The sequence below is a fragment of the Vibrio azureus genome, assembly GCF_002849855.1.
GTDB lineage: Bacteria > Pseudomonadota > Gammaproteobacteria > Enterobacterales > Vibrionaceae > Vibrio > Vibrio azureus.
The window spans coordinates 2,145,005-2,166,874 of sequence record NZ_CP018616.1; the positions used below are offsets into that span (position 1 = coordinate 2,145,005).

Annotated in this window: 16 protein-coding genes; 6 read left to right on the plus strand and 10 right to left on the minus strand. The window is 43.6% G+C overall.

Going from position 1 to position 21,870, the window contains the following annotated elements:
* Window positions 1-25 precede the first annotated feature (25 nt).
* The 4 genes from BS333_RS09760 to fabB form a co-directional block, all read right to left on the minus strand.
* A complete protein-coding gene (locus tag BS333_RS09760) occupies window positions 26-3,952 on the minus strand; it encodes a FimV/HubP family polar landmark protein (RefSeq protein ID WP_021708836.1) in 3,927 nt (1,308 codons plus the stop codon).
* A 278-nt stretch (window positions 3,953-4,230) separates the two neighbouring features.
* A complete protein-coding gene (locus tag BS333_RS09765; RefSeq protein ID WP_021708837.1) occupies window positions 4,231-5,244 on the minus strand; it encodes an aspartate-semialdehyde dehydrogenase in 1,014 nt (337 codons plus the stop codon).
* Window positions 5,241-6,374 (minus strand): 4-phosphoerythronate dehydrogenase, encoded by a 1,134-nt coding sequence (locus BS333_RS09770; protein WP_021708838.1) that lies wholly within the window; start codon window positions 6,372-6,374, stop codon window positions 5,241-5,243. The genes BS333_RS09765 and BS333_RS09770 overlap by 4 nt, the downstream gene beginning before the upstream one ends.
* A gap of 176 nt (window positions 6,375-6,550) precedes the next feature.
* Entirely contained in the window at window positions 6,551-7,762 is a 1,212-nt protein-coding gene (gene fabB, locus BS333_RS09775) for a beta-ketoacyl-ACP synthase I (protein WP_021708839.1), read from the minus strand.
* A 128-nt stretch (window positions 7,763-7,890) separates the two neighbouring features.
* Here fabB and mnmC point away from each other — a divergent pair, with 128 nt between their 5' ends.
* Window positions 7,891-9,909, plus strand: coding sequence for a bifunctional tRNA (5-methylaminomethyl-2-thiouridine)(34)-methyltransferase MnmC2/FAD-dependent 5-carboxymethylaminomethyl-2-thiouridine(34) oxidoreductase MnmC1 (mnmC, locus tag BS333_RS09780; protein WP_021708840.1), 2,019 nt, complete (start codon window positions 7,891-7,893; stop codon window positions 9,907-9,909).
* Between the two features lie 199 nt (window positions 9,910-10,108).
* Here the strand turns inward: mnmC and BS333_RS09785 are convergent, their stop codons facing one another.
* Window positions 10,109-10,372 (minus strand): YfcL family protein, encoded by a 264-nt coding sequence (locus tag BS333_RS09785; RefSeq protein ID WP_021708841.1) that lies wholly within the window; start codon window positions 10,370-10,372, stop codon window positions 10,109-10,111.
* Window positions 10,373-10,403: 31 nt separating this feature from the next.
* A complete protein-coding gene (locus tag BS333_RS09790) occupies window positions 10,404-10,934 on the minus strand; it encodes an elongation factor P hydroxylase (protein WP_021708842.1) in 531 nt (176 codons plus the stop codon).
* A 309-nt stretch (window positions 10,935-11,243) separates the two neighbouring features.
* On the opposite strand from BS333_RS09790, the gene BS333_RS09795 reads away from it, so the two are divergent.
* On the plus strand, window positions 11,244-11,867 hold the full coding sequence (locus tag BS333_RS09795; RefSeq protein ID WP_021708843.1) for a trimeric intracellular cation channel family protein: 624 nt from the start codon (window positions 11,244-11,246) through the stop codon (window positions 11,865-11,867).
* An 85-nt stretch (window positions 11,868-11,952) separates the two neighbouring features.
* Here BS333_RS09795 and aroC read toward each other — a convergent pair whose 3' ends face one another.
* Window positions 11,953-13,038, minus strand: coding sequence for a chorismate synthase (gene aroC, locus BS333_RS09800; protein ID WP_021708844.1), 1,086 nt, complete (start codon window positions 13,036-13,038; stop codon window positions 11,953-11,955).
* 418 nt (window positions 13,039-13,456) lie between these two features.
* On the opposite strand from aroC, the gene BS333_RS09805 reads away from it, so the two are divergent.
* On the plus strand, window positions 13,457-13,783 hold the full coding sequence (locus BS333_RS09805; protein ID WP_152428697.1) for a hypothetical protein: 327 nt from the start codon (window positions 13,457-13,459) through the stop codon (window positions 13,781-13,783).
* A 324-nt stretch (window positions 13,784-14,107) separates the two neighbouring features.
* On the plus strand, window positions 14,108-14,356 hold the full coding sequence (locus tag BS333_RS09815; protein WP_021708847.1) for a hypothetical protein: 249 nt from the start codon (window positions 14,108-14,110) through the stop codon (window positions 14,354-14,356).
* Window positions 14,357-14,427: 71 nt separating this feature from the next.
* Here the strand turns inward: BS333_RS09815 and BS333_RS09820 are convergent, their stop codons facing one another.
* Together BS333_RS09820 and prmB are read right to left on the minus strand one after the other, a co-directional pair.
* Window positions 14,428-16,224, minus strand: coding sequence for a GTP-binding protein (locus BS333_RS09820; protein WP_021708848.1), 1,797 nt, complete (start codon window positions 16,222-16,224; stop codon window positions 14,428-14,430).
* A gap of 339 nt (window positions 16,225-16,563) precedes the next feature.
* Complete coding sequence (gene prmB, locus BS333_RS09825; protein ID WP_021708849.1) at window positions 16,564-17,496, minus strand: 50S ribosomal protein L3 N(5)-glutamine methyltransferase; 933 nt, start codon at window positions 17,494-17,496, stop codon at window positions 16,564-16,566.
* Between the two features lie 61 nt (window positions 17,497-17,557).
* Between prmB and smrB the strand changes: the two genes are divergently transcribed.
* Complete coding sequence (gene smrB, locus BS333_RS09830; RefSeq protein WP_021708850.1) at window positions 17,558-18,088, plus strand: endonuclease SmrB; 531 nt, start codon at window positions 17,558-17,560, stop codon at window positions 18,086-18,088.
* Window positions 18,089-18,213: 125 nt separating this feature from the next.
* On the opposite strand, the gene sixA is transcribed toward smrB, so the two are convergent.
* Window positions 18,214-18,678 (minus strand): phosphohistidine phosphatase SixA, encoded by a 465-nt coding sequence (gene sixA / locus BS333_RS09835; protein ID WP_021708851.1) that lies wholly within the window; start codon window positions 18,676-18,678, stop codon window positions 18,214-18,216.
* Window positions 18,679-18,959: 281 nt separating this feature from the next.
* Here sixA and BS333_RS09840 point away from each other — a divergent pair, with 281 nt between their 5' ends.
* Window positions 18,960-21,734, plus strand: a complete 2,775-nt coding sequence (locus tag BS333_RS09840) for an insulinase family protein (RefSeq protein WP_021708852.1) — start codon at window positions 18,960-18,962, stop codon at window positions 21,732-21,734.
* Window positions 21,735-21,870: the final 136 nt, after the last annotated feature.

The following is a 21,870-nucleotide window of genomic DNA, read 5'->3' on the forward strand; positions in this document are numbered from 1 at the left end:
TTGGAGTTCGTTATCCTTTAAAGGTTTATCGGCCGTGGATGGCATCAATCAAGCTTTTTGCTTCCCGGCGAATGTCATCTTCTCCGTAGACAATCGCTTCTTCTAGCAGTTTCACAGCACCTTTATAGTCGTTCATCTCAAGATAAATTTTTGCCAAGTCTAATTTGCCAGAGGCTTCTGCATTGGTATCCACATCAATGTCACCAATATCTCCAATCACATCAGGAAACTCGTTCAAGCCCACATCTAAGTTGAGGTCTTGTTCTTCGAACTCTCCGCCATCCTTATCAACTTTCGCCATCAGTTCATCGATCGTCATGAACTTATTGGCTTGACTGTTTGTATTTTGCTCAGGTAACCCTTTTTCTGACTTCAAGCCAGCCACTTCATCTTGATCTGCCCAGTTTTCTGCAGCAATTTCTGGCTGTGCAGGCCCTTCTTTGGTGGTCCAAACATCGCGTTCATCTTGTGGAATATCAAGCTCGGATGTGCTGTCATCTGGCGATAATAAGAAACCATCCCAATCATCGCCAGTATTTAGCATGGTTTCAAGATCAAGGCCGCCACTTGCGATTGTATCGTTGTCTAACGTACCAGAAAAAGCGTCGATATCATCCGTTTCGGATAATAAACTCGCCATTGCAGACTCATCAAAATTATCCGATGAGTTTACATTATCCGATGGATTGAAAGACTCAAGACCTAGAGCTTCATTATTTGGTTGATCAAGTTCTGGCTCTGAAATCTGAGTATCTTGAGCATAAGAACTAGGAAGCTCGCTGTTATGGGCGAACACTTCGAATAATGCGTCTTGATCATTTTCTGCTTGCTGAACAGATTGATGAAGCTCTGGTATGACTGCTGAGGCTTGAGATGAGTCTTGCCTAATATCTTTATTCTGAGTCATCGACGCTAATGCATCTTCTTCATCAAACTCAGGCAATTCGCGCTCATCAAAGCTCAATTCTTCATCGTTTTCAAGGCTTGCGACAGGCTCATCTGGCTCTGACCATGATGGCTCATCAGACATCGCGTCCAATGCATCTTGCTCATTGAACTCCGGTAAGTCCAATTCATCAATATTACTATCACTGATAGTGTCACGCGCATTAACGGGTTCAAGCTCAGGCAAATCATTAATATTGGCCATATCTTCTTGAACTGCCGCGTCTTGTTCAGAACGGTCTGGTTGAGCTGGTGTATTCTCGGCAGATTCGACATTAGAATCATCAAACGACCAGTCTTCCTCTTGTGGGATACCAAACTCATTTTCAATGGTATTGGGGGTCGGTGTATAAGCCTGGAGTTCCTCAGGTTCTGGTTGCTGAACTTCTGGCAGTTCAGCTTCTAACTGTTCAGATAGCGACGCTTCAGGCTCAGGAATAATAGAGCTCTGGGTCTCTTCAGCTATGTCATCTGTCGCTTCTACTTGAGGCATATCGACGGATTGAGCCACATCAGCGGATTGACGTTCATCAACAGCAGAAGCAGACGCCATTATATCTTGCGCTTGAAGTTCAGGCTCTTCCGCAACCTGAAAAAGCTCATCGTCTCTCGCAGCATTTTCATCTAACAAAGCATCAAGTTCAGCCGCAAAATCATCATCAATAAAGTTGGATTTTGATGGCTCATTTGGTTCAGGTAAATGTTCACTCGGCTCGTCATTCAGTGGAGACAGAGGGTCATTCAGTGAAGACAGAGTGTCATTAGGGGCATTCAAATGGCTGTCTAATGCACTTTCATCGAGAAGTTCATCCAAAAGATCAACACTATCTTCATCGAGGTCAGTATTCGAGTTCTCTTCATCAAAATGAGTCAAGCTTTCTAATTCATCAAGAGGATCAAATTCTTGGTCTAATGAAACATCCTCTTCAAAATCAAGCAGTTCATCGAGTAATTCAGTACTATCGTCCGTTAGGCTAGGCTCTTCACTTAAACCCGCAATATCTTCCAGCTCTTGTAAAGAATCCAGCTCATCAAATGAATCGTCATTGTGTTCATCAAGTAATTCATCCAGTAGAGCCGTTGCATCGTCATTGATATTTTCAAACTGACTTTCATCGTCCGAACTGTTTTCTAGGTCGGATGTTTCGGGCATTGAACTCTGTGTAGAAAGCTCTTCTTGCAAAGGATCACTCTGCAAATCCGCCTCTTGCGTGTTTGTAGCTTCAAACTCCGCTAAAAGGTCATCGATATCTTGCTCAGCGGTTGTTTCAATAGAAGGAGAGTCGACAGTAGCCGTATTTTGTACGTCAGAGCTTTGTTCGTCAAAGTCTTGTACATCAAGATCTTGCTCATTGGGTTTATCTTCATTGTCCACTTCTTCTGTGCTCGTTGCCAACGTCATCTCATCATCAGCAACACTCGCCAGTAAGTCGTCCAACATTGATTGTTCAACTTCCCCACCCTGTAATTCTTGTTCGGGTTCATCCGAGGCGAGTAACTCAGAGAAGGCTTCAGCGGACAGTGAGTCTGAAGGGCTTTCATCTGATAAATCAAAACCGAGAGGATCATCTTCTTCGTCGAGTTCAGTCTCAGCATCACTAGCCTTGATCTCAGCTTCGATATCTGCCTCTAAATCATCTTGAATATCATTTGTTTTACCCTGCTCATCTAAATCAAGATTGAGGTTGCCATCATCACTAATGTTCGCAAATGGGTCATCACCGTCATCTAAATTGAAGTCGAATTCGTCCTCATTTAGGTCTGCAAACACATCCTCGGCATCACCTTTAACTTCATTAGCAGCGCCTTGTTCAGTTCCTTGCTCATCATCTTCATTCAATAGAGCGTCATCGATGGCAAGCTCATTGCTCATTGCACCAGCAGCAGCTAAACCAGCAGGCGCAGCCAGGGATTCTAGGTTTTGTGAATTCTGTGGAGTATCTGATGTTGCTTGTTTTCTCCGCCCAATGATCCAAATAAGCAGTAAAGCAAGCAGTGCTCCCGGTATAATACCAACCAGCCCTACCAGCCATCCGTTTGATAAGAAATCATCCATTGCACTAGGCTGAAGACGTTGCTGCTCTTGCATATTCTGCCGTTCTTCAGCTAAGAGCTTCTCAACTTCAGCTCGGATACGGTCTTGATCATTAAGAGAGGATTTAAGGCTTTCAACCTCGTTTTGAACTTCAGATAACATCAAGCGCAAACGGTGATTTTTTTCTTCGAGAGCACTGAGCTCCGTCTCAGGTGGCTGAGTATTATTAGCAGTCGCTTGTAACTTATCCTTTAATTTAACAACCTGTTGTTGACCTTCTGCGGACGTCGCTAGCTCTGGTAGCGTCGATGAAGGCTTAGCTTCAAGCGACGCAGGAGAGTCCACGGCTTTTACTGAAGCTACTTTTTTATCTGTTGGTGCTAGTGACTTAGCATTGCCTGTTTGAGCAGATTTCGAGGGCACATCGGTTGAAGAGTCAACTGGTGCTTTTTCCTGTGAAGGATTAACCACAGGCGTTGTTTGACTCACAGATGCAGTTCTACCCACAGATGTAGCGCTACCCACAGATAAAGTTTTACCCAATCGAGCTTGATGAGCATTCATTATGGCAATCGCTTGCTCTGTCGATGCACTTTGTATTTGCTCTAAAGAGGGAACTCTCAGACGGCTTCCGGGGATCAATTCGTGAATATTTTGATTATCAAACGCTTGAGGGTTTATTTTATAAAAGGCAAGGAGCGTTTGTTGCACCGAAACACGAGAAGAAGGACGTAACTGAGAAGCAATCGACCACAATGTTTCATCACTACGGGTTGGTCCGAAGAAACGTGAAGGCTGATCACTGCCTAAAGGGGTAGATGAAGCACGTTCTACTTCAGTAAAACTTGGCGAGCTGCGAACTTCACCAGAGGGACCAATAAGTCGAATTCCTTCGGCTTGAACCATTGATGAAATCTGAGTTGCGCCTATTAACAAAAGAGAAGTTAACAAACGCTTATAATTTTGATGCATAGAAGGCTCAGTTTGGTGCTAGGGTCTGTTGACCTAATAACAATTTTGAAAAGTACTCTTTTAAATATATCGGATAACACATGTAAAACTATAGCTTTGAGACAAAAAAATGTGTAGCTCGCATGATATTCGCATAAACCTCACATGATTTGTTTAAAATACCACCAGTTATACCAACGTGACTTCAAAATACCCGAGGGCATTTTTTATCCGTTTCTTTCTTAAGTGCCACATAAAAAAACCTCGCATTGCGAGGTTTTAAATTTTAGTTCAGTCAGTTAATAGTAATCACGAATCAGAACTTCTGCAATTTGTACTGCGTTAGTCGCTGCACCTTTTCTGACGTTATCTGCCACAACCCACAAATTAACGCCACTGTGATGACTGATATCATTTCGGATACGACCCACCATGACATGATCTTTACCGCCAGCATCGCGAACCTGAGTTGGGAAGTCTTCACCATGAAAAACTTCTACTCCGTCTGTTTGTTCAAGCAAGTTAATCACTTCTTGTGCATCAATCGGAGAAGAGGTTTCAACATGGATTGATTCAGCATGGCCATAGAATACAGGGACACGCACACAAGTTGGGTTAACGGTAATTGAAGGATCATTAAAAATCTTCTGCGTTTCCCACACCATTTTCATTTCTTCTTTGGTGTAACCGTTGTCCATCATTTTGTCAATCTGAGGAATGCAGTTAAAGGCAATCTGCTGAGAGAATTGATTCGTCTCGGCAGGAAGGCCGTTAAGCAGCTTTGCCGTTTGACCTGCCAACTCATCAATACCTGCTTTACCCGCACCAGACACGGACTGATACGTTGAGACGTTAATTCGTTCAATACCAACCGCATCATGAATTGGCTTCAGAGCAACAAGCATTTGAATCGTTGAGCAGTTCGGGTTGGCAATAATATTACGATTACGGAACTCAGCAATCGCCTCAGGATTAACTTCCGGCACGACAAGAGGAATATCATACTCATAACGGAAGTGTGAGGTATTATCGATAACAATCACTCCTTCATCTGCAGCGACAGGTGCCCACTTGGCAGAAAGCTCACCACCAGCAGAAAATAGAGCAATATGGGCTTGAGACCAATCAAACTCTTCCACATTTTGCACACGTACTGTTTTACCATTGAAACGATAGGTCTTGCCTTCACTGCGCTCACTGGCCAGTAAGAAAAGTTCTCCAACCGGAAATTTGCGCTCTTGAAGCACTTCTAAAATGGTTTCACCGACCGCACCGGTCGCACCTAATATGGCAACATTATATTGCTGACTCATTGACTTACCTCAACCTGAAAACCTAGTTTTGCTAATGGTGCAAGATTGCATGTTTCGTTACCCATTAGCGTGACAGCGCTGTACTCGCGGCGATCCCAGTAGTTTTTACGCATCAGGTCAAAGGAGCCTGGCTTACTGATTTCACGGCGGAAAAGAGCGTCATCTTTACGCACATCATAGATTAACTGCGTGATGTTGTGCAGTGTTGCTTCATCCCATGCTCTGTCCAATACCATAGTAGGAACAGGCGCAGTTGGCAGTAAATCGCTAGCATGCGCACGTAATTCGTTATTTAAGAACTCACAGTAGCTGTTGAAAATCATCGTCGTACCGCGAGCTTTCCCTTCCAGACCATAGCCTGCAACGTGAGGGGTTGCGAATGCTAGCAGAGGCAGAAGCTCCATATCAACCTCTGGTTCAAATTCAAACACATCTAAGGCTGCGGTGAAGCCATCGTTTTTCAACAAACGTTGCTTGAGTGCTTGGTTATCAATAATCGGGCCACGCGCGGCATTAATCAAAATTTGATCGCTGCGAAGATCGTTTAAAACCGCTTCATTCATCAAATGATGCGTTGGATATGGCCCCTCTTTGGTAATAGGAGTATGCAGCGTGATGATGTCTGATTTTTCAATCAGTTCTGTTAGTGGCGTAAAGCTACGGGGATCACCTTCTGCTTGCTTGAGTGGATCGTTGATCAGAACGTTAATCCCCATTCCTCGCAAACATTGCTCTAGATAACTGCCGACCTGGCCTGCACCGATAATACCCACAGTTTTGTCAAAAACGGAAAAGCCTTGCTGCTGTGCAAGCACCATCATGACGCTAAACACATACTCTGCTACGCCGACTTTGTTACAGCCGGGGGCCGCAGTGAAAAAGATCTCTTTATTTTTAAGAAGCGCTTGATCAACGTGATCCATACCTGCGGTTGCGGTTCCAACGAATTTCAGCTTATTCGCTTTACTGAGTAGTTCCGCATTAACTTTCGTCACTGAACGAATCATAAGAGCTTCAACATCCACCAAATCATCAGCGGTTAGCGTACGACCTGGTTTTAGAATCACCTCACCGAGTTGGCTGAATAGCACTTCAGCATACGGCATATTTTCATCAACAATAATTTTCATAACGCCCGCTTTTGTCCATTTGGGGGATTGGTTCAAAACAGATTGTGCCGTTTTTTTGAGAAATCTCAACTAATATACTCAAAAGAAAAGCCCGGCGAAAAAGCCGGGCATATATTAGAGCCCAGTCACCTACGACTGTGCTCGGAGTATCAACCAGTTCAGACTAGGCTAAACTATTACGCTTGATACTTTTTGATAACTAGGGTCGCGTTAGTGCCACCAAAACCAAAGCTATTTGACATCACGGTTGTGAGTTCCGCATCACGCGCTTCCGTTACGATATCTAGGCCTTGTGCCGCTTCATCCAAATTAGAGATATTCACACTTGGTGCAATGAAGTTGTTATCTAACATGAGCGTTGAGTAGATCGCTTCGTGAACGCCTGCCGCACCGAGAGCATGACCTGTCATCGCTTTAGTCGCAGAGATTGCCGGGCTGTTGTCACCAAATAGCTCTTGGATAGCACCCAGCTCTTTCACGTCGCCTACAGGAGTAGAAGTACCGTGAGTGTTGATGTAATCGATAGCGTCAACATCTTGCATGGCCATCTTCATACAACGGACTGCGCCTTCACCCGATGGAGCAACCATGTCGTAGCCATCAGAAGTTGCGCCGTAGCCTACGATCTCACCGTAGATTTTCGCGCCACGTGCTAGTGCGTGCTCTAGTTCTTCGATAACCAGCATGCCGCCGCCACCAGAGATAACGAAACCGTCACGATCTGCATCATATGTACGCGATGCTTGCTCTGGAGTTTCATTGTACTTCGTCGACAAAGCACCCATCGCATCAAACATCATGGTTTGAGACCAATCAAGTTCTTCACCGCCACCAGCAAATACGATGTCTTGTTTACCCAGTTGGATAAGCTCCATTGCATGACCGATACAGTGCGCTGACGTTGCACATGCAGAACTCATTGAGTAGTTCACACCACGAATCTTAAATGGGGTCGCAAGACAAGCAGATACAGTCGATGACATGGTACGAGGAACCATATAAGGGCCAACTCGTTTCACGCCTTTTGCACGCATTGTATCAGTAGCAACGGTTTGGTTGTAAGCAGATGCACCACCTGAGCCCGCAACGATACCAGTACGGTCGTTAGATACTTGCTCTTCTGTTAAGCCTGCATCTTCGATGGCTTGCTGCATTGATAGGTATGCATAAGCAGCCGCATCACCCATAAAACGCATCTGTTTACGGTCAATGAACTCAGCTGGATTGATTTTAAGATCACCCCAAACCTGTGAACGTAGACCCTGTTCTTTAAACTGCTCCGATGCAGTAATGCCAGATTTACCCGCTTTAAGAGACATTAAAACTTCTTCGACGTTGTTACCGATACTTGAAACAATACCCATACCGGTGATTACGACTCGTTTCATTATGACATTCCTATAATTCAAAAATCAGCTAAATGATAACTAAGATAATCAACAAAAGTGGTCAGCTTTCCCATAAATTCGTACAATCATCGAATTCTAACCGCGCCAAACCACATATTTATACCATTATGACTTCGATTAAAAACGCAGAACTTGGTTGGAACGAAGCTGGTACTCCGGTTTCTGACCAATTTGATGATGTTTACTTTTCCAACGTTAACGGCCTTGAAGAGACTCGTTACGTTTTCCTCGAACAAAATCATCTACCACAAAGATGGCAGAATTTTGACCAACGACGCTTTATCATCAGTGAAACCGGATTTGGCACAGGCTTAAACTTCTTAGCCGCCTGGCAAAGGTTTACCGAATTTCGTCATGAATATCCAGAGGCAAAGTTAAAAGAGTTGCACTTCATCAGCTTTGAGAAATACCCTCTGAGCAAAGATGACCTGATCCAAGCTCACCGTTCTTGGCCAGAGTTGGCCACTTTTGCAGAGCAATTACAGCAACACTACCCAATTGCAGTCCCTGAGTGTCATCGGATCGTGCTAGAGGAAGGAGCCATTACGCTCGATTTATGGTTTGGTGACATTAAAGACTGCTTACCTTTGGTTCCTTATGGCGAACAGGGGCTGGTTGATGCTTGGTTTTTAGATGGTTTTGCACCGAGTAAAAACCCAGAAATGTGGAACCAAAACTTATTCAATGGCATGGCTCACTTAGCCAAACAAGATTGCACCGTAGCCACCTTTACCGCAGCTGGGTTTGTTCGCCGAGGCTTAAATGAAGCAGGTTTTGCCATGAAGAAAGTGAAGGGCTTTGGCACCAAAAGAGAAATGATTGCAGGCACAATGGAGCAACGTAAAGCGCATTCAAATCACCTGCCTTGGTTTAACAGAACAAGCGCGACCAATCACGATTCGATTGCGATCATTGGCGGTGGCATTGCCAGTGCAGCCCTCGCAACCACACTCATACGTCGTGGTCAAAAAGTGACCCTTTATTGCAAAGACAATCAGCCTGCTGAAGGGGCCTCTGGTAACCGTCAGGGAGCGGTCTATCCTCTCTTGAATGGCGAGCACAAAGGGGTGTCACGTGTCTTTGCTCCTGGCTTTTTATTTGCCCGCCAATTTGTTGACCAAGCTGCTCAAAACATCTCATTTGATCATGACTGGTGCGGCATCACACAGTTAATGTGGGATGAGAAGTCTTCAGGCAAATTAGAAAAAATGCTCTCTGGCCACTTTACTCCTGAATTAGTTCATAAGCTATCTGCTGAAGAAACTGCTGAAAAGATTGGCCTACCCATTGATATGGCATCCGTTCACTACCCAATGGGCGGTTGGCTATGCCCTGCTGAGCTAACACGTGGGTTAATCGCAAAACTTGAGAAAACGGACCTTTTAACCACAAAATTAGGCCATAAAGTCGACGCATTAGAATGGGATGAATCTCGCCGAGTTTGGACACTGACGGCAAATGGCCAACACTTTGAACATTCAACCGTGGTAGTCGCAAATGGAAGTGAATTCCGGACTCTAAGCCAAACGGCCGATCTCCCCATGGGACAGGTTAAAGGGCAAGTCAGCCATGCGCCAGCGACTGACACTCTGTCTAAACTCAAAACCGTATTGTGTTACGATGGCTACATGACGCCCGTGAACCCAAGTAATCAGCATTTGTGTATCGGCGCAAGCTACGACCGCAGTCATTTAGACAACGAGTTTGACGAACAAGCCCAAAAGGATAACGCAGAAAAATTGGTCAAATGCTTACCAAATCAAGCATGGGCTAAAGAAGTGGATACTTCAGGGAACCTATCACGCCAAGGCATTCGCTGCGTCAGCCGTGACCACCTGCCCTTTATTGGTAACGTAGGAGACTCTAACACCATAAAGTCGCAATACGCTGAGCTTCATAAACAACGCGTAGAGGAGGCCTCCCCCGTCCATCAGTACCCAAACCTGTTTTGTTTGTTAGGTTTAGGCTCTCGCGGTTTGAGTTCAGCACCCTTGATGGCTGAATTACTGGCTTCTCAAATTTGTGGAGACCCACTACCATTGCCTGTCGATGTACTTACGGAATTGCACCCAAGCCGAATGTGGGTAAGAAGGTTACGTAAAGGCAAGGCAATTACAGAGTTATAGGCCTAGTATACAACCATTGGGAGGAAGAAAGATTAATCAAACTTTCCCTATCAAGAGGACGCTGATAAAACACGTTAGCAAAAGTACTTTGAGTGGTTTGAGTGGTTTGATTATGTGTTTGATCGATTGTTTGATAAGCGTTGTACACAACCCTAGAGCAGCAAAGCTGATTTGCTGCTCTTAGTTCGATGAACTGTCCTTACACTTGAGCTTGAAGTGACTGCCACAAATCACTGACAATCACACGGTCAGCAGGCGTCAATTCTGAGCGTGCCGCATCTAAACTGTTTTCGATTCGCGATTTAAGTTCTGCTACATCGTTGATGCCTTCTTCTTCACATGCCGCAGCAGAAAGCGAAATATGACCACGCAAGTAACCCCCAGCAAACAACTCATCATCTGAAGCGGTTTCAATTCGAGTATCAATCAGTTCTAGTAGTTTTTCTTCAAATTCAATAATCATGGCTTTCTCTAGGTTTATTTTACATTAGGGCCTATTTTACGATGAAGTCCGATGTTTCCAGCGGCTTGGTCTGATAAAAATCACGCAGGGCCTCAGACAACATCTTTACCCGTGGCGGAAGGCCTGAGGCCAGAATCTTCATCACTTCTTGGTGAACATTGCGCATGAATCCCAGTCTATCCGGTTCAAAATCGCCGTGTAGATTGTCACAACTCACGGTAAAAGGAAAGTTTGCGCTTTTAGCGAGAATCCATTCGTAAGCTTGAGGACGTATTTCTACTTTTTCGAACTCAGCTTGGCGCTCCGCCGTTCGTCCATCTGGCTCATACCAATAGCCAAAGTCTTCTAATAATCGACGTTCTGGCCCAGCAACACACCAATGAGAAATTTCATGAAGCGCCGATGCATAAAAGCCACGCGCAAAAATAATACGATGATGAGGGTGCTGTTCATCGGCAGGTAAGTAGATAGGCTCATCACCGCCAAGCACTAATTGAGTATTAAAAGACGCTAAAAAAGTATCATTAAAAATAGTCACAAGGTCTTGGTATTGATGGATCATTATCGCTTCTGTACTTCAAATGGAACTGCATCGCGCATTGTCGCTGTTTTTCGCTATCAGGTAAAGGGAGATATACTCAACGATAACCCAGTGACCTCAAGATGCTGGGTATCATCCCTGAATGCTATGTTAGAGTATGTTAGAGATTGCGGTGTTATTAGTTATGTTTATCTGAAAACAAGGTTAACCCTATAAATAATCATTCGTCAGCGTGTTTATTTCCCTCTAAACTCTTGCCGTTATTATGAGGTCCTTCAATACCTCAATATTATTTTTGCAGCATGCGGTAATGAGTTTGAGTGTCTTATTATGCTACTAAGTGTTTTGTATATCATCGGTATCACAGCAGAAGCCATGACGGGAGCATTAAGTGCTGGTCGGCAGAAAATGGATTGGTTTGGAGTGATGTTAGTTGCCAGTGCCACTGCGATTGGTGGTGGAACCGTGAGAGATATTTTACTTGGCCACTACCCGATCGGGTGGGTAAAAAATCCAGAATACCTTGCCATTACCTGTATTGCTGGTGTTCTCACCACTGGATTAGCCAAATGGGTGATCAAATTTAAAGGCGTTTTTATCCGTTTGGATGCATTAGGATTAATCGTATTTAGCATTATAGGTACAAAGGTTGCGTTGGATATGGACCTACATCCCGGCATCTGTTTGGTTTCAGCTCTGGTCACTGGCGTGTTTGGCGGGTTATTACGCGATCTGATTTGTCGTCAAACACCACTGGTTCTTCACCAAGAGCTTTATGCTTCTGTGGCACTCATTGCTTCTGGTCTGTACTTAATATTACTTGAGTTTAATATCCCTGATGTGACTGCAACTTTGATTACTCTGATTGCAGGCTACCTACTGCGTATGGCAGCAGTTCGCTTTAAATGGCGCCTACCATCGTTCCACCTAGAGAATGAAAGCTCACTGCATTAACTTACTGATTAAAAAGCTTCCCGATAAAAAAAGGCTGCACCCGCAGCCTTTATCATTATCCGCCATTATTTGGCCAAATGTTTGGTTAGATAACCGGAGTTTGCGTTGTTACGCCATGGTTTTGACCACGGTGGCGTAGCAAGTGATCCATAACAACAATGGCCAGCATAGCTTCTGCGATCGGTACCGCACGAATCCCAACGCATGGATCGTGACGACCCTTGGTGATTAATTGAGTCGACTCGCCTTCTTTAGTAATCGTCTCACCTGGTACCGTAATACTAGACGTTGGCTTAAGCGCGATGTTAGCCACAATATCCTGCCCTGTCGAAATCCCACCAAGGATACCACCAGCATGATTGCTACCAAAGCCTTGTGGAGAAAGCGTATCGCGATGCTCACTGCCCTTCTGATTAACGACCTCAAAGCCATCCCCAATCTCAACCCCTTTCACTGCGTTAATACTCATTAATGCATGGGCAATATCTGCGTCAAGGCGGTCAAAAACAGGTTCACCTAACCCAACCGGAACACAAGTCGCAACAACTTGAATTTTTGCTCCGATAGAATCGCCTTCTTTCTTTAAGTCACGAATCAGTTGATCAAATTCAGCCACTTTATCGACATCAGGGCAGAAGAAGGCATTGTTTTCGATTTCATTCCAGTCAACTTTCTCAATAGATACATTGCCCATTTGTGATAAGTAAGCACGGATCTCAACACCAAATTCATCTTTGAGGTATTTTTTAGCAATCGCGCCTGCCGCAACTCGCATAGCAGTCTCACGCGCAGACGAACGACCGCCTCCACGATAATCACGAACACCGTATTTTTGATGGTATGTATAATCTGCATGGCCGGGACGGAATTTATCTTTGATCTCTGAGTAGTCTTTCGAGCGTTGATCGGTATTTTCAATCATAAGACCAATCGAGGTACCTGTGGTTTTCCCTTCAAATACACCAGAGAGAATCTTAACTTCATCCGGTTCACGTCGTTGGGTAGTGTAACGCGACGTCCCTGGTCGACGACGGTCGAGATCCGTTTGAAGATCAGCTTCTGTAATTTCTAGACCTGGAGGACATCCGTCTACGATACATCCCAGTGCGATACCGTGACTTTCTCCGAATGTTGTTACCCGAAAATGCTGTCCGATACTGTTTCCTGCCATTACTTCCTCAAGTTCCTTACCGCCACACTCACAATTTGAAGCGTAGCGTTTTATCAATTCTTCATGGATTCATAGTGGCGTTATTACGTTATGATGTAAAGCCCGTTTTTGATGGAAGTAACAAATACTTTCAAGCAGTGCCTAGAATCAGAGGCTGATCAATTTGAGAACTTTTAACCGAGTCGGTAGCTCTTAATCATCCTCCAGAGTTCAATCAGAAACTCTCCGCAGCCTGTGTAGGTCCCTAGATAAAAGCGATAAAGAGATCGCATATATTGGTAGTAGACTAGTCCTAACCGAGCCAAGCAGACTTCTGGTCTCGAAAGTCACTCATACTCAACAGCAAATGAAGGCAATAACAAAGATAGTAGATGCGGTAAAAAATCAGTACAAGTGCAGTGCTACTGAAGCTAAGAATATGCTTAAGGAAGTACAATCTGACCCTGAAAAAATTACGGCATCACAACTCCATACATTACACGAAAATATAGAGAATAAACTCAAGAAAGAAGAAACGAAAAGTAAGGTTGACCTTGCTGTCTATTTAACTGGAAAACTCACAATTGGAGAAGAGGTTGATAACAAGCTATTAGACGACCTTAAGAAAGCAAATGACAGTGTCAATAAAACGCGAGCTCAGTTGTTTCATGGTCAAGGGAATGTAACCACTAACAAGTACCACCTTCACCAATCATGCTGCAACACTCAAAGCGGGACAGCAGTTACACAGAGTCAATGGCGCTGATGGCTTTGATCATGCTTGGGCTGAAGTAAAATTAGCAGGAGACCAACGTATCATAATGGATGCTTGGGCAACAGGGCCTGCAGTCTTGTCTGAAGACAGTGCATTTAGCCGACGCCCAAAAGATAGAGTAGTAAATAAAGAACTTACATCGAGACAAGCTAATCAGTATCACAAAAGTATGATGGATAAATATGATAAGCTTCATAAGTCTGAACACAAAATAGAATCACTCTGGGACCGAGAAAAAAATACTATGAAGCTCAAGATATCAAGATCCATAAAGATTACGCTTGGGCTCCAACACCTGTTCTCAACGAAAAGTTTATGAAGAACGTTAAGAGTCAACTGAATGGTAAAAACGTACTGTCAAAGCTCAACAAAGAAAAAGCTGAAGCTAAAAAGGAAGGGTTACGAATCCATAAAGTCCGTGAAAAGCACGTAGACAGGATGATAAACTTAGGGAAAGAAATTAAAGCGGTCGGAGCATTACGTTCTTTAAAGATGGACTTGAAGTCATCTCTTGAACATAAAGGTAGCGTGATTGAATCTCTAGATAAAATGATAAAAGGGTGAATTAAGCACGACTTGTAGGTTCATCTCACTAAAACACCGAGCTTTTTAGGCTCGGTGTTTTAGTGCTCAATTTAGCTTGCGATTAAAGCTTTTTTCTTGAGCCTAATATTTTGCGGAGTGACTTCGATTAACTCGTCGTCATTGATCCATGACATTGCTTGCTCTAAGCTCATGCTAAACGTTGCTTTCATCGCATAATGCTTATCTGCAGTTGTGCGCCACACCCTAGCAAGTTGTTTACCTTGACGACAGTTTACCCACAAATCTGATGGAGAATTTGCAGTTCCGATTATCTGGCCTGCAAAAACTTGCTCTCCATGCTTAATCATCATCCGACCTCTGTCTTGTAAATGCGCTAAAGAGTGGTTAAGAGCTTTGCCTGTACCGTTAGAAACCATCACAGTCTCTTTACGCTGACCAACCTTTGCCCCGCACTTTTTATCAAAACCATCTTCTTCGGTATGGAGACTTGCGGTTCCTCCGCTTAAGTTATTAATGGCATGCCTTAAACCTAAAAAGCCTCTCTTAGAGCCTCTGAAGATAAGCTCATTTTGCCCATTATCCGAACGCTCACTGGATAGCAAATTCGCTTCCCGTGCTCCAAGCTCATTAATAACAGCCCCCAAATACTGACTTTCGCAGTTAATAAAGCACTTATCGTATGGCTCTTGTCCATCAGGAATCGATGCATCATTAAGAACTTTCGGACGAGAGATACAAAACTCTTTCCCTTCTCGACGCATATTTTCAATAAGGACACCTAAGTGCAATTCGCCGCGACCAATTACATCAATATTAATGCCATCTTGTGCATCTTTTACTCTTAATGCCGCATCGTAAGTTGCTTCCATATGCAGTCTTTCAGCGAGTGCTTTGGACTGAAGGACCGCTCCTTCTTTGCCTGCAAACGGAGAGTCGTTAACACTAAACTGAACACTTACCGACGGTAAATCTACTTTTAATTGCGATAATTCAACATCACTGCCCTTTGTCGTAATCACATCAGAAATTGAGATATTTTCAATACCACAAAAAGCAATAATATCTCCAGGCAAACCCGTTGAGATATTTACTCGACTTAACCCCTCCGAGTGAAATAGCTCTCTGATCACACCAGATTTATCAACGCAGCCTTTTCTCTTTAAGACGACCTTTTGGCCTTTGTGAAACTCTCCAGATAAAATTCTACCTACACCAATAAGGCCTAAATAAGGTGAATAATCAAGCTGATGTACTTGTACCACTGGCTCATTGCCATCTCGTAATTGAGGAGCACTCACTTTATTGATCATCATATCTAGTAATGGCGCCATTCCGAGCTGATCATCAAACGATCCAAACGCATCGTAAGAAAACTGCTGTCTTGCACTACAAAAAACAGCCTCAAAATCTAATTGTTCAGTGCTTGCACCTAATTGAATCAATAAATCATACGCGGCATCTAATGCACGCTGTGGGTCCGCTTCTTTACGATCAACTTTATTGACAGCAATAAGTATTTTAAGACCATTTTGAATCGCTTTTTGAGCAACGAAACGGGTTTGTGGCATTGGTCCTTCTACTGCATCTACGACGATCAGTGCTGCATCTGCCATATCGATAACACGCTCTACCTCACCACTAAAGTCAGCATGTCCAGGAGTATCAATAATATTAATTCGATGATCTTTCCAATTTACCGCTGTCACTTTAGATAAGATCGTGATGCCTCTCTCACGTTCTTGATCATTGGAATCTAATAATAACTCTCCATTACACTCTTGACGTGAAAGCGAAGTTGTCTCGCGCAATAGAGTATCAACTAAAGAGGTTTTACCATGATCGACATGAGCAATAATAGCGATGTTCCGTATATTTTCATGTTGCATTATCTAGGGCCCCTTATTAATAATTTCATCTTTATGGTTCTTAAGTGCCATATTATCTGACTTTCAAACGCCCGATTACTGACATTAAGACAAATAATGATAAAAAAAGGACAAGCTAGAGTTAAAATTAATAAGCTGTATAAATATCAACCAGGACTTTTAATGACCCTAGGTAGTTAAGCCAGATAAAACAAAAACACCGAGCTTTTGGGCTCGGTGTTTAAATAAAAGCTCGGTACTTAAAATAGAAACCGACTAACAAGAGGGATAAGCGCGATTAAAACAGCTTTTTGCACAAGCTTTATAGGCTATGGAATCATCACAGATTAGCCGCGATGCCTAGTCTTTATACAACTTAAACTCTTCTGCGCAATCAACAAGCTGCTCATATGTCAACATAAAGACACCATGACCGCCGTTTTCGAACTCAAGCCAAGTAAATGGAATTTCAGGGTATTGTTCCATCATATGCACCATCGAGTTACCAACTTCACACACTAAAATACCGTTCTCTGTTAGATAATCTGGTGCATTAGCAAGAATACGACGAACCAATTTTAGGCCATCAGTGCCTGCTGCAAGACCAAGTTCAGGTTCATGCGTGAACTCGTCAGGAAGACTATTCATGTCTTCTTCATCCACATACGGCGGGTTAGACACGATAAGATTGTATTTTTCTTTTGGTAAATCGCGGAACAAATCAGAACGAATTGGGAACACCTGCTGCTCCATGCCGTGATCTTGCACGTTTTGCTCGGCAACTTGCAGGGCATCCGTTGAAATATCGATCGCGTCTACTTCTGCGTCAGGGAAGGCATGTGCACAAGCAATCGCAATACAACCGCTTCCAGTACATAGATCCATGATACGAGCAGGTTCTTCCACTAACCAAGGTTGAAACTCCGCTTGGATCAATTCACCGATTGGAGAACGAGGCACAAGCACACGCTCGTCAACAAAGAACTCAAGGCCGCAGAACCACGCTTTGTTGGTTAGGTATGCCGTCGGTGTACGCTCATTGATGCGTTTTACTACACGCTCCACAATACGCAGGCGCTCACTTGTCGTTAGACGAGAGTTTAATACGTGCGGAGGCACATCAATCGGCAAATAGAGTGTTGGTAGAATAAGCTGAACGGCTTCATCCCACGCATTATCAGTGCCATGACCGTAAAACAGGTTAGCGGCGTTAAAGCGACTTACCGTCCAACGAATCATATCTTGAAGGGTATGGAGCTCCGATACCGCTTCTTCTACAAAAATCTTATCCAAAATTGCCTCCGAAAAGCGCTACAATACTGCCATGAACTTGTAAAAACAAAATAGTTATCCAATGAGCAAAAAAGACACCAAACATGATGACGATTTCGCCTTGTTTAAAGATGCAGTACAGGGCGTTAAAAAGTTGCGACAGGATACCATAATCCAGCAACCAAAAAAAAATACTAAACAAAAAGAAATCACCCGCACTTCTCGTGAGGCAAGTGATGCCGAGTTTTACTTCTCTGATGAGTTCGTACCGCTGCTTAATGCAGAAGGTCCAACTCGATATGCTCGTGACGATGTCTCTACCTATGAAGTAAAGCGTCTACGTAGAGGTGTATATGTACCTGATGTGTTCTTAGACATGCATGGTATGACTCAGAACGAAGCCAAACGCGAACTCGGCGCTATGATTGCTTACTGCATAAAAAATGAAATTCATTGTGCCTGTGTACAACACGGCATCGGTAAGCATATTCTGAAACAAAAAGCGCCGCTTTGGTTGGCCCAACATCCTGATGTGATGGCTTTTCACCAAGCCCCACTCGAATTTGGCGGTGATGGCGCTCTTCTCGTATTACTCTCTATTCCAGAGAAGTAATTTATCTAAGTCATCACATTTAATGTCCTTGAAACACGGGCAGAACCTACTGCCCAGTTTCATTGTGTTCAAGTTGTCTTGTGAAAAAGCTTACTGCCTAAGACCCTTTACCCGCCTAATACACGTTAAGGTGAAATATTCCATAACATCTCGCCAGTTTGTGTTTGTGGGTCAAATTCAATGCAAATCAAACCCGATGTCGGAAACATCGGTGGCGTCATTTTTTTCACAAATTCAGACGTTAAGTAACCCACTAATGGTAAATGAGAGACCAAAAGAATGGATTGAAGATTTTCAACGTCAATCAATGCATTTACGAAGTCAAACACCTGATCTGACTGGCCATAAGGAGTGATGTCATCACATGTGTCGATACTCTTAGCTGAGAAATATGTACTAATTTCTTGCCAAGTTTGCTGAGCTCGAAGGTATGGACTGACCAAAACTTTGTCAAATTGAGCAAAGCCTTTTTCTTTGCACAGACGGGCAACGGCAGTAGAGTCTGTTCTGCCTTTTGGTGTCAACGGCCTTTCTTCATCGCTATCGGCAAAATGCTCGGCTTCACCATGGCGCAAAATAAATATTTTCATGTTATGTCCTATACCCAAGTCACCTAAAGATGCTTGGGGTATATATACTCAAAAAGTCACGAAAATACAAAGTAATCACTTTAAAAACTTAAGCAGATACCCAAGTAAAGTCGGTTTAAGGCATATTCAGTGTCAAAACTCATCAAAGTCCTCAAGAGAAAAGCGACGACCTAGCATTTTATAGCTAAATTGCCCAAAAACGAGGTTCATTGATGCACAAACTTTGCATCGTACCATTCGGAGGTCATAATTAATCAAACAAGAAATTTGGAGATGCCCCTGTGCACCAAAGCCCAAACGATTCCAATCAATACCGTTACCTTACTCTTGACAACGCGCTACGTGTGCTGCTGATTCATTCCGATACAGCACAACAATCAGCTGCGGCTCTGGCTGTTAATGTCGGACATTTTGATGACCCCATTGAGCGCCAAGGGTTGGCCCATTATCTCGAGCACATGCTCTTTCTAGGTACACAAAAATACCCCAAAGTTGGCGAATTTCAGAGTTTCATTACTCAACACGGTGGAAGTAATAATGCATGGACAGGGACCGAACATACCTGTTTTTTCTTCGATATTACGCCTGATGCATTTGAATCAGGGTTGGATCGTTTCAGTCAATTTTTTACCGCACCACTTTTTAACGAAGATGCTTTAGACAAAGAGCGGCAGGCCGTTGAATCGGAATATAAGTTAAAAATTAACGATGACTCGCGTCGTCTCTATCAAGTTAACAAAGAACTGATTAACCCTGAGCACCCTTTAGCGAAATTCTCTGTTGGTAATTTGGAAACGTTAGGTGACAGAGACGGTCAATCCATTCGTGATGAAATCGTCGCTTTTCATCATGATCAATACTCTGCAGATTTGATGACACTCACCGTGATTGGTCCACAGTCCTTAGATGAGCTTCAGACTTGGGTAGCCAACATGTTTAGTGGTATCCCAAACCATAACCTCAACGGAAAAACCATCAATGAGCCCATCAGTTGCCAAAGTAGCACCTCTGTGATGGTTCATGTTGAACCGGTTAAAAATTTGCGCAAATTGATTCTTACTTTTCCATTACCGAGTATGGAAGCTTACTATGAGATGAAGCCACTCTCTTACCTTGCCAACCTTCTCGGGTATGAGGGTGAAGGAAGTTTAATGCTGCAGCTTAAAAACAAAGGATGGATAACCTCATTAACTGCTGGAGGAGGAGCAAGTGGTAGCAACTATCGCGATTTCACGGTCAGTTGTGCTTTGACACCATCGGGAATCAAACACACAGACCAGATCATCCAAGCGATTTTTCAGTATATCGAGCTCATTAAAGCAAAAGGGCTGGATGCGTGGCGTTATCTTGAAAAAAAAGCTGTCTTAGAATCTGCTTTCCGCTTTCAGGAACCTTCTCGACCAATGGATCTTGCCAGCCATCTTGTCATTAATATGCAGCACTATCAGCCAGACGATATCATTTACGGCGATTACAAGATGGTCGGGTATGATGAGGCCGTACTCAACACATTACTTAATCTTCTCACCGTCGACAACCTAAGAGCAACTGTAGTTGCCAAAGGGTTCAGCTATGACCGTTGCGCACAGTGGTATTTTACTCCTTACTCGGTTGTCCCTTTTAGTGCAGAACAAGTCAAACTCTACCACCAAACCGATCCCAATTGGTCATTTCAGTTGCCTGATAAAAACCCATATATTTGCTACGAACTTGACCCAAAGCCACTAGAGAAAAACGGCTCACTTCCTGAACTCATCGAAGATTTAGAAGGGTTTCGTCTATGGCATTTACAAGATGATGAATTTAGAGTCCCTAAAGGCGTCGTTTACGTCGCGATTGATAGCTCACACGCTGTGGCGTCAGTACCCAATATCGTTAAAACCCGTCTCTGCGTAGAAATGTTTCTTGATTCACTGGCCACCGAAACCTACCAAGCAGAGATTGCTGGTATGGGGTACAATATGTACGCTCATCAAGGAGGCGTGACTCTCACCTTATCGGGGTTTAGCCAAAACTTGCCACAATTGCTGCAAATGATCTTAAAACGCTTTAAAGATCGTGATTTCAATCCTGAACGTTTTGACACCATCAAACAGCAACTCATGAGAAATTGGCAAAATGCTACTCAAGATCGTCCAATTTCGCAGCTTTTTAATGCACTCACCGGGTTACTTCAACCTAATAACCCCCCACACTCCGAACTTTTGGCAGCACTTACAGATATTGAAGTGGATGAGCTCCCCGCTTTTGTGGAGGCAATTTTGGCTGAACTGCACGTTGAGATGTTTGTCTACGGTGATTGGCAACGCGAGCAAGCTTATGAGATGGCAGCAACGTTAAAGAATACTTTACGAGTCAAAGAACAACGTTACGAAGAAGCACTGCGTCCTCTCGTCATGCTCGGTGAACATGGTAGTTTCCAATACGAACTCGATTGTAATCAAGACGACTCAGCCATTGTTATATACCATCAATGTGAAAATACTGAACCAAGCAACATTGCTCTCTATTCGCTGACGAATCATCTCATGTCCGCCACCTTCTTTCATGAGATTCGGACTAAGCAACAACTCGGCTATATGGTTGGTACGGGGAATATGCCTTTAAACCGACATCCTGGAATTGTGCTGTATGTTCAATCGCCTAAGGCTTCACCAGCAGAATTAGCAACCTCCATCGATGAGTTTTTAAATGCGTTTTATATGGTGTTATTAGAACTTAATGATTACCAATGGCACAGCAGTAAACGCGGGCTTTGGGAACAAATTTCTACCCCAGATACCACTCTAAGAGGCCGAGCACAGCGCTTATGGGTCGCAATTGGTAACAAAGATGTTGAATTTAATCAACGAGAAAAAGTATTAGCCGCACTAAAAACATTAACACGGGTGGATATGATCCGCTTTGTCGTCAATGAACTGAAACCCCGTACCGCTAATCGACTAATCATGCATTCACGAGGTACGCAACATCAACCAACGCATATGACACTTGGAAAAGATATCGGCTCAATTGAAGCATTCCAGCTACTACCAAAAGATGTAGGCATGGGTTAAATAGGAAAAAGCTTATCACAGCAAACGCTTAAAGCATTCGCTAATAAAACTAGGCGGCTCAGAGCTGGCCGCCTAGTTGCTCACTTCGCGATTTGTCACTAAACAATTTACCGCTAATTAATTTGTCACTTGGCAA

What these genes read in the sequence shown, in the direction of transcription:
- BS333_RS09760 (WP_021708836.1), bottom strand. Translation starts at nt 3,952, where the DNA reads ATGCATCAAAATTATAAGCGTTTGTTAACTTCTCTTTTGTTAATAGGC.
- BS333_RS09765 (WP_021708837.1), bottom strand. Translation starts at nt 5,244, where the DNA reads ATGAGTCAGCAATATAATGTTGCCATATTAGGTGCGACCGGTGCGGTC.
- BS333_RS09770 (WP_021708838.1), bottom strand. Translation starts at nt 6,374, where the DNA reads ATGAAAATTATTGTTGATGAAAATATGCCGTATGCTGAAGTGCTATTC.
- fabB (WP_021708839.1), bottom strand. Translation starts at nt 7,762, where the DNA reads ATGAAACGAGTCGTAATCACCGGTATGGGTATTGTTTCAAGTATCGGT.
- mnmC (WP_021708840.1), top strand. Translation starts at nt 7,891, where the DNA reads ATGACTTCGATTAAAAACGCAGAACTTGGTTGGAACGAAGCTGGTACT.
- BS333_RS09785 (WP_021708841.1), bottom strand. Translation starts at nt 10,372, where the DNA reads ATGATTATTGAATTTGAAGAAAAACTACTAGAACTGATTGATACTCGA.
- BS333_RS09790 (WP_021708842.1), bottom strand. Translation starts at nt 10,934, where the DNA reads ATGATCCATCAATACCAAGACCTTGTGACTATTTTTAATGATACTTTT.
- BS333_RS09795 (WP_021708843.1), top strand. Translation starts at nt 11,244, where the DNA reads ATGCTACTAAGTGTTTTGTATATCATCGGTATCACAGCAGAAGCCATG.
- aroC (WP_021708844.1), bottom strand. Translation starts at nt 13,038, where the DNA reads ATGGCAGGAAACAGTATCGGACAGCATTTTCGGGTAACAACATTCGGA.
- BS333_RS09805 (WP_152428697.1), top strand. Translation starts at nt 13,457, where the DNA reads ATGCTTAAGGAAGTACAATCTGACCCTGAAAAAATTACGGCATCACAA.
- BS333_RS09815 (WP_021708847.1), top strand. Translation starts at nt 14,108, where the DNA reads ATGAAGAACGTTAAGAGTCAACTGAATGGTAAAAACGTACTGTCAAAG.
- BS333_RS09820 (WP_021708848.1), bottom strand. Translation starts at nt 16,224, where the DNA reads ATGCAACATGAAAATATACGGAACATCGCTATTATTGCTCATGTCGAT.
- smrB (WP_021708850.1), top strand. Translation starts at nt 17,558, where the DNA reads ATGAGCAAAAAAGACACCAAACATGATGACGATTTCGCCTTGTTTAAA.
- sixA (WP_021708851.1), bottom strand. Translation starts at nt 18,678, where the DNA reads ATGAAAATATTTATTTTGCGCCATGGTGAAGCCGAGCATTTTGCCGAT.